The 10,566-nt window shown below is 59.9% G+C and carries 12 protein-coding genes; 3 read left to right on the plus strand and 9 right to left on the minus strand.

Annotated features, from left to right (window positions below):
- Positions 1 to 89: 89 nt before the first annotated feature.
- Positions 90 to 500 (plus strand): hypothetical protein, encoded by a 411-nt coding sequence (locus AB4P94_RS19470; RefSeq protein WP_395606972.1) that lies wholly within the window; start codon positions 90 to 92, stop codon positions 498 to 500.
- Between the two features lie 124 nt (positions 501 to 624).
- A complete protein-coding gene (glsB, locus tag AB4P94_RS19475; RefSeq protein WP_395606973.1) occupies positions 625 to 1,533 on the plus strand; it encodes a glutaminase B in 909 nt (302 codons plus the stop codon).
- A gap of 162 nt (positions 1,534 to 1,695) precedes the next feature.
- On the opposite strand, the gene AB4P94_RS19480 is transcribed toward glsB, so the two are convergent.
- The 5 genes from AB4P94_RS19480 to AB4P94_RS19500 all read right to left on the minus strand — a co-directional run bounded on the left by AB4P94_RS19480 (position 1,696) and on the right by AB4P94_RS19500 (position 5,669).
- Positions 1,696 to 2,139, minus strand: a complete 444-nt coding sequence (locus AB4P94_RS19480) for a cupin domain-containing protein (protein WP_395606974.1) — start codon at positions 2,137 to 2,139, stop codon at positions 1,696 to 1,698.
- Positions 2,140 to 2,226: 87 nt separating this feature from the next.
- The gene (locus AB4P94_RS19485) at positions 2,227 to 3,492 is read right to left on the minus strand and encodes an NAD(P)/FAD-dependent oxidoreductase (protein ID WP_395606975.1); all 1,266 of its coding nucleotides are present in this window, start codon (positions 3,490 to 3,492) and stop codon (positions 2,227 to 2,229) included.
- A complete protein-coding gene (locus tag AB4P94_RS19490) occupies positions 3,489 to 4,241 on the minus strand; it encodes an amino acid ABC transporter ATP-binding protein (protein WP_395606976.1) in 753 nt (250 codons plus the stop codon). The genes AB4P94_RS19485 and AB4P94_RS19490 overlap by 4 nt, the downstream gene beginning before the upstream one ends.
- Positions 4,238 to 4,900 (minus strand): ectoine/hydroxyectoine ABC transporter permease subunit EhuD, encoded by a 663-nt coding sequence (gene ehuD, locus AB4P94_RS19495; RefSeq protein ID WP_395606977.1) that lies wholly within the window; start codon positions 4,898 to 4,900, stop codon positions 4,238 to 4,240. The genes AB4P94_RS19490 and ehuD overlap by 4 nt, the downstream gene beginning before the upstream one ends.
- Positions 4,893 to 5,669, minus strand: a complete 777-nt coding sequence (locus AB4P94_RS19500) for an ABC transporter substrate-binding protein (protein ID WP_395606978.1) — start codon at positions 5,667 to 5,669, stop codon at positions 4,893 to 4,895. Before AB4P94_RS19500 ends, ehuD begins: the two co-directional genes overlap by 8 nt.
- A 216-nt stretch (positions 5,670 to 5,885) precedes the next feature.
- Here AB4P94_RS19500 and AB4P94_RS19505 point away from each other — a divergent pair, with 216 nt between their 5' ends.
- Complete coding sequence (locus AB4P94_RS19505) at positions 5,886 to 6,665, plus strand: IclR family transcriptional regulator (RefSeq protein WP_395606979.1); 780 nt, start codon at positions 5,886 to 5,888, stop codon at positions 6,663 to 6,665.
- Positions 6,666 to 6,744: 79 nt separating this feature from the next.
- Here the strand turns inward: AB4P94_RS19505 and AB4P94_RS19510 are convergent, their stop codons facing one another.
- From AB4P94_RS19510 to AB4P94_RS19525, 4 genes are all read right to left on the minus strand, one after another.
- Positions 6,745 to 7,581 (minus strand): IS3 family transposase, encoded by an 837-nt coding sequence (locus AB4P94_RS19510; RefSeq protein ID WP_395611291.1) that lies wholly within the window; start codon positions 7,579 to 7,581, stop codon positions 6,745 to 6,747.
- Positions 7,578 to 7,880, minus strand: coding sequence for a transposase (locus AB4P94_RS19515; RefSeq protein WP_014717988.1), 303 nt, complete (start codon positions 7,878 to 7,880; stop codon positions 7,578 to 7,580). The genes AB4P94_RS19510 and AB4P94_RS19515 overlap by 4 nt, the downstream gene beginning before the upstream one ends.
- A 241-nt stretch (positions 7,881 to 8,121) precedes the next feature.
- Positions 8,122 to 9,366, minus strand: a complete 1,245-nt coding sequence (locus AB4P94_RS19520) for a saccharopine dehydrogenase family protein (protein ID WP_395606980.1) — start codon at positions 9,364 to 9,366, stop codon at positions 8,122 to 8,124.
- A gap of 28 nt (positions 9,367 to 9,394) precedes the next feature.
- Positions 9,395 to 10,492, minus strand: coding sequence for a carboxynorspermidine decarboxylase (locus AB4P94_RS19525; protein ID WP_395606981.1), 1,098 nt, complete (start codon positions 10,490 to 10,492; stop codon positions 9,395 to 9,397).
- Positions 10,493 to 10,566: the final 74 nt, after the last annotated feature.

A 10,566-nucleotide genomic window follows, 5' to 3' on the forward strand; every position in this document is an offset into this window, starting at 1 on the left:
GAATTGCGAAACATACTGGCTATTTTGTGCAATGCCGTCCAGTGGCGTGATCACTATAGTGAGATCCACTCTCATTAAGGAGCTTTGCCATGCGACTCGACAGTTCAACTTTTCCCGTGGTGAAAATCGTCTTCGACGCCCCCAACGAAGGCGGCCCGGACGATTCCTTCCGGGTCTTTGAAAACCTGCTGGCGCGCCAACAGCCGTTCATGCTGCTGCACGAAAAGGCGGTGGACGAGAGCAATCACGAGCATTCCCACGAAGAGCGCAAACACGCCTCGATCTGGATGAAAAAAAACAAACAGGCGCTGCGTGCGTTCGTCAAAGGCATGATCCAGGTGGAACCCAGTGCGGCCAAACGCCTGGCGCTCAAACCCTTTGCCGCCACCTTCGGCAAGGCCTGGGGCTACCCGCTGCTGGTGGTCGAATCCAAAGACCGCGCCTGGGCGCTGGCGAAGGATGTGCTGGATGAGCAGGTGTCGGATGTGGCGTATTTCTAAGCCGTATCGCAAAACCCTTGTGGGAGCCAGCTCCCACAGGTGAGATTCCTGCCTGTACTGCCTGTTTGAGGTATCCTCCGCGCCCCGCTTATCACCGATTCAAAGACAGATGACAGGACAAGACATGCAGGCGCTGCTGGAGTCGATTCTCGACGAAGTGCGCCCACTGATCGGGCTCGGCAAAGTTGCCGACTACATCCCCGCGCTGGCCGACGTGCCTGCCAATCAACTTGGCATCGCCGTGTACGGCAACGACGGCGCGGCCTACTGCGCCGGGGACGCCGACACGCTGTTCTCGGTGCAGAGCATTTCCAAAGTGTTCAGCCTGGTACAAGCCATCGACCACGGCGGCGAAACCATCTGGGAGCGCCTGGGCCACGAGCCTTCGGGGCAGCCGTTCAACTCCATGGTGCAGCTGGAATTCGAACGCGGCCGCCCGCGCAACCCGTTCATCAACGCGGGTGCGCTGGTGATCTGCGACATCAACCAGTCACGCTTTGCCGTGCCGATTCTGTCGATGCGCGACTTCGTGCGGCGTCTGTCGGGCAACCCGCAGATCCTGGTCAACAGCGTCGTCGCCGAGTCCGAAGCCCAGCACGGCGCGCGCAATGCGGCCATGGCGTATTTGATGAAATCCTTCGGCAACTTCCACAATGACGTGGACGCCGTACTGCACAGCTACTTTAACTATTGCGCGCTGCAGATGAGCTGCCTGGACCTGGCCCGCGCCTTCAGCTTCCTGGCCAATGAAGGTGTGAGCGCCCACAGCGGCGAGCAGATCCTCACCGCGCGCCAAACCAAGCAAGTCAACTCGATCATGGCCACCAGCGGGCTGTATGACGAAGCAGGCAATTTTGCCTACCGCGTGGGCCTGCCGGGCAAAAGCGGGGTCGGCGGCGGGATCGTCGCCGTGGTGCCGGGGCAATTTACGGTGTGCGTGTGGTCGCCGGAGTTGAATGCTGCAGGGAACTCGCTGGCGGGGATGAAGGCGCTGGAGTTGTTGAGTGAGCGGATTGGCTGGTCGGTGTTTTGAAGTGTGATGTTGTCAATCTGCTGAAATGCAATCTACCAGCTACACATTTCCCCTGTGGGAGCGGGCTTGCCCGCGAATGCAATGGGTCAGCCAGCCGGGCCAATCCTGGCTCGCCGCCATCGCAGGCAAGCCAGCTCCCACATTTTTGATTGGTTTCCACGGTTATTTTTGGGTGGCTGTCACATCGTAGATCGCATAGATCTTCTCGTAGCCCTTGGTTTCAAACACCCCGGTCCAACCCTTGGGAATCGATACCGACTCGCCAGCCTTCACGGTCATCACCGTGCCGTCACTGGAGGTCAGGGTCACGCCGCCGGCGGTGAAGTATAAAAACTCTTCATACGGTGTACCCGGCGCGCCCAGTTCTTCGCGCATGGGGCCGGATTTGTACATGCCGGTCTGGAAGGCTTTGTCTGTGGATTCATGGGTGACTACGTCGACGGTTTTGGGTTCGCCGGGGGCGCTTTTCACCGCGTCGGCGCGGGCAAAAATGCTGCCGGCGACGTCGGCGTGGGAGGTTTTGGTGGGCTTGAGCGTGTCGGCGATTGCAAGGCTGGTGCACAAAAGCGGAACGATAAAGCAGGCAGTCGCGAGGGTCTTTTTCATGGGCTGTCTTCCGTAGGGCCTGATGTCAGGAATATTCGCCGATACAACGTTTGGGCGTCGGAGAATATTCCTGACGAGCGATCACAGCTACAGCGCGAGCCGATCCAGCAGGCTATACCAGGCCACGCCCGCACCAATGTAAAACCGTTGCAACCCATGCATCGGCAAGCGCTGCAGCGGCGTCACCGGGTAGGCGAACTCGGCGTTGCTGCCGCACAACCTTCCGGCCAGTTGCTGGCCCAGGCTCGTGCACAAGGCGATGCCACGACCATTGCAGCCCAACGCCAGCGTCAGTCCGGGCGCCGGTTCGTGAACGTGGGGCATAAAGTCCCGTGTGATCGCGATCCGCCCGGCCCAGCGATATTCAAACTCCAACGGTCCCAACTGTGGAAACAGCAGCGCCAGCGAGCGTTCCAGATGGGCAAAATCCGTCGGTGCAGTGGGGTCGTTGAACAACCCACGTCCGCCCATCAGCAAACGGCCGTAACTGTCCTTGCGAAAGTACAGCAGCAAGCGCTGCGCCGTGGACACGGTTTCCTGCCCCGGCAAGATGCTGTCGGCTGCGCGCCCGCTCAACGGTTTGGTGGCGACGATAAAACTGTTCGCCGCCAAAATGCTCTGCGCCATGCCCGGCCACAGGTTGCCGCTGTAGCCGTTGGTGGCCAGCACCACTTGATCGGCAATGACCTGCGCACCGTTCGCCGTCTGTAGCTGCCAGCCCGCAGCCTGGCGCTGCAACCCGGTCACCGCGCTTTGCCCATGAATACGTACACCCGCCGCCAGCGCCGCGCCGACCAGACCACGGGCATACGCCAGCGGCTGAATCGCCCCGGCACGGCCATCCAGCCAACCGCCCGCGAAGGCTTCACTGCCCATGCGTGAAGCCACCGCCGCTGCGTCCAGCCGTTGCACGGGCACTCCACGGCGCGCCCACTGATCGGCCCGCGCATGCAACCCGGTTACACCCTTTTCGGTGTACGACACCTGCATCCAGCCCTTGCGCACCGGCGCACACTCGATGCGGTGTTTTTCGATCAGCTTGAACACCAGGTCCGCCGAGTTCGACACAGTGGCAATCAACGGCTCAGCCCGTTCCGGCCCGTACATCTGCACCAGTTGCTCGGGGTCGTACTTGAGCGTGGGGTTGACCTGCCCGCCGTTGCGCCCCGACGCGCCCCAGCCCGGCTCGTTGGCCTCCAGCACACATACGCTCACGCCACGCTCGGCCAGATGCAGCGCCGTGGACAGCCCGGTATACCCCGCGCCGACAATCGCCACATCGACCTTCACCGATTCGTTCAACGCAGGCGTGGGCACCGCCTGCGGCGCCGTCGCCGACCACAATGATTTCATGGCAGGCTCCGCACAGCGCCGGTGGGGTGCAGCACGCGCCGCAAAAAGTCTTGAGTGCGCGGATGCTGCGGGTTGCCCAGCACCTGCTCGGCCGCGCCGCTCTCGACGATGTAGCCGCCGTGCAGGAAGCACACGCGGTCGGCCACCTCACGGGCGAAGCCCATTTCGTGGGTGACCACGATCATGGTCATGCCCTCATCGGCGAGGGTGCGCATCACCGCCAGCACGTCGCCGACCAGTTCCGGGTCGAGCGCCGAGGTGGGTTCGTCGAACAGCATGGCGTCGGGCTTCATTGCCAGGGCGCGGGCGATGGCCACGCGTTGTTGCTGGCCGCCGGAGACCTGCTCCGGGTAGGCGTCAGCTTTGGCACTCAGGCCGACTTTTTCCAGCAGCACCAGCGCTTCTTCGCGGGCTTGCCTCGGTGGCTCACCTTTGACGTACACCGGGCCTTCCATCACGTTTTCCAGCACGGTGCGGTGGGGGAACAGGTTGAAGCGCTGGAACACCATGCCCATGCGGCTGCGCAGCGCGTGCACGGTTTTGCTGGCACGTTGCACGGTTTCGCCGAACACGCTGATGTGTCCGCCGTCGTAGGCTTCCAGTGCATTGATGCAGCGCAGCAACGTGGATTTGCCCGAACCCGACGGGCCGATCAGGCACACCACTTCGCCTTTGGCCACGTTCAGGTCGACGCCGTGCAGCACGCGGTGGCTGCCGTAGTGTTTTTGCAGTTGGCGGATCTCGATCATGCTTTTTTCCTCCGGCCCAGGTGCTGTTCCATGCGGCGCAGGCCATACACCAGCGGCAGGCTCATCAGCAGGTAGAGCAGGGCGACAAGGGTATAGACGGTCATGTTCTGGAAGGTCGACGAGGCGATCAGCTGGCCCTGGCGGGTCATCTCCGCCACGGTGATGGTGGACACCAGCGACGAGTCCTTGAGCATCATCACCAGCGTGTTGCCATAGGGCGGCAGGGCGATGCGAAACGCTTGCGGCAGGATCACCCGGCGCATCATCAACGCCGAGCGCATGCCCAGCGCTTCGGCGGCTTCGCGCTGGCCCTGTTCGACGGCGATGATGCCGGTGCGGAAGTTCTCCGCTTGATACGCCGAGTAGGCGATGCCCATGCCGATCACGCCCGCGTAAAACGCGGTGAGGTGCACGCCCATGTCCGGCAGCACGAAGTAGATGTAGAACAGCTGCACGATGATCGGCAGGCCCCGGATCACGTTGATCACAGTACTGGCCGCCCACGACAGCGCGCGAATCGGCGACAGTTTGAGCAGCGCCAGCACCAAACCGATCGCACTGCTGAGCAGGAACGACAGCACGGTGATCTGGATCGTCACCAGGGCGCCTTGCAGCAAAATCGGCAGAAAGTCCTGGGCGTTTTGCAGAAACTCATTCATGGGTATCAAGCCCCCATTTCTTGAGGATGGCGTCGAGGGTGCCGTCGGCCTTGATGCCTGCGATGGCGGTGTTCAGGCGGTTGAGGGTTTCGGTGTCGCCCTTGCGCACCACCAGGCACACTTCGCCGACGTTGGTGGGCTTGTAGTCCGGGGCGAGTTTCACGCCTTTGAACAGCTTCTGACGGATCTGGTAGGCCACCACCGGCTGGTCGCCCACGGCGGCCTTGATGCGGCCCAGTGACAGGTCGCGAACCATCTCGCCGATGGAGTCGTACGTGCGGATTTCCTTGAAGATACCGAGCTTGTTCAACTGGTCGTAGAACACGGTGCCGGCCTGCACGCCGACCACCTGGTCCTTGAGCGGTGTGAGGTCGGGGTAGGCGGTATTGTCATCGGCGTTCACGATCAGGCCTTCGCCGTAGGCATACACCGGCGCGCTGAAGTCGACGACCTTGGTGCGCTCTGCGGTCTTGAGCATGCCGGCGGCAATGAAGTCGAGTTTGCCGGAGGTGAGGGAGGGGATCAGCGCGGCGAAGTTGGTCTGCTCGATCTGGCTGGTAAACCCACCGGCCTTACCTACGGCCTCGGCAACGTCGACCATCACCCCTTGAATGCTGTTGCTCTTGATATCGAGGAAGGTAAACGGCGAACCGCTGGCGGTTGCACCGACTTTGTACGAGGACGCACTTTCTGCGTGCACGGCCGTCACGCAAAGCGTGGCGCAAACACCCAAGGCAAGGCGGCGAAACAAGGGCAAAAGACTGTTCATCGGGTTACTCCAGAAGGAAAACGGAAAGTCAGTACCGCGAGCGGCTGGCGATGAAACCGCAAGCTCTATGCCATTTCGATTGATAAAAATCGTATATCGCTATACAAAATCGATTAAATGAACCATTCGTATCGATATGCGATATTTAATGGTCTATTTTTGTGATTTGCGGTAGAAATGCCGCCACGCCTGATCGAATAACGCCGCGAGTTCGCCATGTCCGAAGAACGCAACAGTCTGCACAACCAATCCCTGGAAAAAGGCCTGTCGGTGCTCAAGGCATTCAGCGCCCAGCGCCGCAGCATGAGCCTTGCAGAGGTGGCCGAGGCTGCCGGCATGACCAAAAGCTCGGCCCAGCGCATGGTGTTTACCCTCGAGAGCCTGGGTTACCTTCGGAAACACTCGCGCACGCGGCATTACCAACTCACACCCCGGGTGCTGGAGTTGGGCTTCAGTTACCTGGATGCGCATTCGTTGATCGAGGTGGCCAACCCGTTCCTCTCGGAATTGACGCGCCTGACGGGAGAAACCTCGTGCCTGACGGAGCCTGCGGGCTACGACATGACCTACATCGCGCGGTTCGTCAGCTCGGGGTTTGTGCCGGTGCACATGCCGATTGGTTCGCGGGTGCCGATGTACTGCACGGCGTCGGGCCGGGCGTATTTGAGCGCGCTGCCGCAGGAGGAGGCGCTGGTGTTGATCGAGAACAGCCAGCGGGTGGCGCACACCAGCCAGACGCTGACTGACGTCGAGCAGATCCTGGAATCGTTGCAACAAGTGCGTGAGCAGGGCTACGCGGTGAATGGTCAGGAATTGTTCCTGGGCGACATGACCATTGGCGCACCGGTGCTGGGTGCGAATGGTCGCCCGGTGGCGGCGGTGCATGTGGTGGCGCCGACCAGTCGGTGGAGCAGGGCGGATGCAGAGAAGCAGCTGGCGCCGGCACTGTTGCAGTGCTCACGAGCACTGAGCAATTCGGCCCGGAACCTGGAGTAGCCGATAATCCAAATACGCTGGAGATCCCATGTGGGAGCGGGCTTGAACTGGTCAAGTAATCTTGGACACTGATTACGGTTCACGCCGCCACCCTTTCCTTCACGACCGGCGACCTGTAGTCGTTATAGCTGTGAGGCCTGCTGATGTTGTAGCGCGAGACATAGCGCTGCACGTCTGCCCGGGCCTCATGTTCCAGTTTGTAGCCCGTTTCAGGAACCCACTCGGATTTCAAACTACCAAAGAAACGCTCCATCGGGGCGTTGTCCCAGCACTCGCCTTTACGGCTCATGCTTTGCCTAAATCCATGTTTCACAAGCGCGTTTCTGAATTTATGGCTGGTGTACTGGCAACCTTGGTCAGAATGAAACAGCACATCCTGGGGATGGCCACGCAACTCCACCGCCATGCGTAGTGCTTCGCAGGTCAGGTTGGCATCAGAAATCATCGAGAACGACCAGCCTACGATCCTGCGAGCGTACAGATCCAGAACGGCGGCGAAGTACATCCAACGCTTGCCGACCTTGATGTACGTTACGTCGCCACACCACACCTGATTAACCGCCGTCACATCAAACTTTCGCTTGAGCATATGCGGCGCCACCAAGGCCTCCACGCCCGGCGACTTGTACTTATGGCGCCTGCGCTGACGACTAGCGATGCCAGCTTCGCGCATCAAGTTGCGAGCCATATAACGTCCGACACGATGTCCTTTGGCTTGCAGCTCCTTGGACAAGGTACGTGCGCCCGCCGACTCTCTCGACGCCTTGTGGTACCTGACCAGCGCGGCTTTGAGCTTTTCCCGCTCAGGATTTGCTCTGCCTTGGCGCTGGCGCCAGGCATAGAAGCTGCTGCGGTTAACCCCGAACGCCCGGCAACACCTTTTAACGCCGTACTGCTCGTCCAGCTCATCGATCAGCGTGAATGATCTTTGGCGTCCAAAAGCAGGAGAGCACTGGCCTTTTTTAAGATTTCAATGTCCAGGTCTTTCTCCCTGAGCAGGGCTTTGAGTCTCTGGATCTCTCGTTGATCAGCCGTAATTGCTTTGGCTCCCACCGGAGTCGAGCCCAAGCGTTCTTTTTGCACTTGATCGACCCAACGGCGCAGAGCAGTAGGGCCAATATCCAGGCTGGCACAGACCTCGGTAACCGGCTGACCTTCATCCAGCACCATGCTGGCAGCCTTGAGCTTGAACTCACTCGAATAAGATTTACGCATATCCAAACACCTCAGATTTGGGCGCTATCATAGCGCCCGATTGAAGTGTCCAAAATCATTAGGCCAGTTCAGCTTGCTCGCGAAGGCGGTGGGTCAGCCAACTCATCTGTAGCTGATACACCGCTTTCGCGAGCAAGCCCGCTCCCACATTTGGATCTTCATTGGGTTTGCGAATTGTGCGAGCCCAAACAAAAAATGCGCCCCTGAGGGCGCATTTTTTTGTTCGGTCCGCTATCGCCTATCAGGCAATCGCATCCCACGCACGGTCACCGTGCTCATCCTTGATCCGGGTCGGCAAGCCCATCACGTCCAGCGCCTTGAGGAACGGCTCAGCCGGCAGTTCCTCGACGTTAGCCATGTGCTTCACATCCCACTCGCCACGGGCAACCAGCAGCGCAGCGGCTACCGGTGGCACGCCTGCGGTGTAGGAGATGCCCTGGCTGTCGGTTTCGGCGAAGGCTTCTTCGTGGCACGCCACGTTGTAGATGAAGACTTCGCGCGGTTTGCCATCCTTGGTGCCTTTGACCAAATCACCGATGCAGGTTTTGCCGGTGTAGCCCGGGGCGAGCGAAGACGGGTCGGGCAGTACGGCCTTGACCAGTTTCAGCGGCACGACTTCCAGGCCTTCGGCGGTGGTGACCGGCTTTTCGGAGAGCAGGCCGAGCTTGTTCAGCACGGTGAACACGTTGATGTAGTGTTCGCCAAAGCTCATCCAGAAACGCACGTTGGGCACGTCGAGGTTTTTCGACAGCGAGTGCACTTCATCGTGGCCGGTCAGGTACAGGTTCTGCGAACCGACCACAGGGAGGTCGTCGGTGCGTTTGACTTCGAACATGGTGTTGCTGGTCCACTGGCTGTTCTGCCAGCTCCACACCTGCCCGGTGAACTCGCGGAAATTGATTTCCGGGTCGAAATTGGTGGCGAAGTATTTGCCGTGGGAGCCGGCATTGACGTCGAGAATGTCGATCGAATCAATGCGGTCAAAATGTTGTTGTGCTGCCAGCGCGGCATACGCGTTGACCACACCCGGGTCGAAGCCCACGCCCAGAATGGCGGTGATGTTCTTCTGTTTGCACTCTTCCAGGTGGTTCCACTCGTAGTTGCCGTACCACGGCGGGGTCTCGCAGACCTTGCCCGGCTCTTCGTGGATGGCGGTGTCGAGGTACGCCACGCCCGTGTCGATGCAGGCACGCAGTACCGACATGTTGAGGAACGAGGAACCCACGTTGATGACGATCTGCGATTCGGTTTCGCGGATCAGGGCCTTGGTCGCTTCCACGTCCAGGGCGTTCAGCGCGAAGGCTTGGATATCTGCGGGTACCTTGAGGCTATCCTTGGCCTTGACGCTGTCGATGATGGCCTGGCATTTGGAGATGTTGCGCGACGCGATAGCAATACGACCGAGTTCGTCGTTGTGCTGCGCGCACTTGTGGGCCACCACCTTGGCGACACCTCCTGCACCAATGATAAGAACGTTCTTTTTCAATTGCTTTATCTCTCCTTTATCCGCCAGCTTACGAAAGGCTGGACAGGTAGTCGTCGTAACCAAATTCACGAACCACCTCGACTGTACCGTCGAGTTGTTTCACTACGATGGACGGCATTTTCAGGCCGTTGAACCAGTTTTTCTTGACCATGGTGTAGCCTGCGGTGTCGATGAACGACAGCCGATCGCCGATGGCCAGCGGACGATCAAATTGATACTCGCCGAAGATGTCCCCGGCCAGGCAGGATTTGCCGCACACCATGAAGGTGTGTTCACCGTCGCTTGGCGCCAGCTTGGCGTTGAGGCGATAGATCAGCAGGTCCAGCAGGTGGGCTTCGATGGAGCTGTCTACCACGGCCAGGTTCTTGCCGTTGTAGAGGGTGTCGAGCACGGTGACTTCCAGGGAGGCGCTGTTGGTGATCGCCGCTTCGCCGGGTTCCAGGTACACCTGCACGCCGTACTTTTCGGAGAATGCCTTGAGGCGCGCGCAGAACGCGTCCACCGCGTAGTCTTCACCGGTGAAGTGGATGCCGCCGCCGAGGCTGACCCACTGAACCTTGTGCAGCAGAGCGCCGAAGCGTTCTTCGATCACACCGAGCATTTTGTCGAACAGGCTGAAGTCGCCGTTCTCGCAGTTGTTGTGGAACATGAAGCCACTGATCTGGTCGATCACGCCTTCGATCTTCACCGGGTCCCATTCGCCCAAACGGCTGAACGGACGCGCCGGGTCGGCCAGCAGGTAGTCGGAGCTGCTCACTTGCGGGTTCACACGCAGGCCGCGCACCTTGCCTTCGCTGCGTTCGGCAAAGCGCTGCAGCTGGCTGATGGAGTTGAAGATGATCTTGTCGCAGTTCTCCAGCATCTCTTCGATTTCATCGTCGGCCCAGGCCACGCTGTAGGCGTGCGCTTCACCTTCGAACTTCTGGCGGCCGAGCTTCAACTCATAGAGCGACGACGAGGTGGTGCCGTCCATGTATTGCTGCATCAGGTCGAACACCGACCAGGTGGCAAAGCACTTGAGCGCCAGCAGAGCCTTGGCGCCGGACTGCTCGCGCACGTAAGCAATCTTCTGCATGTTGACCAGAAGCTTCTGTTTATCGATGAGGTAGTACGGCGTTTTGATCATTTTTGAGAGCCTGCGGCGGTGCCTGCCAAAAAAGGACACGCATTGTGCCCGCACTTGGATCAGATCGAAAGGTT

It is taken from the genome of Pseudomonas sp. B22129, from assembly GCF_044218875.1.
Classification (GTDB): domain Bacteria; phylum Pseudomonadota; class Gammaproteobacteria; order Pseudomonadales; family Pseudomonadaceae; genus Aquipseudomonas.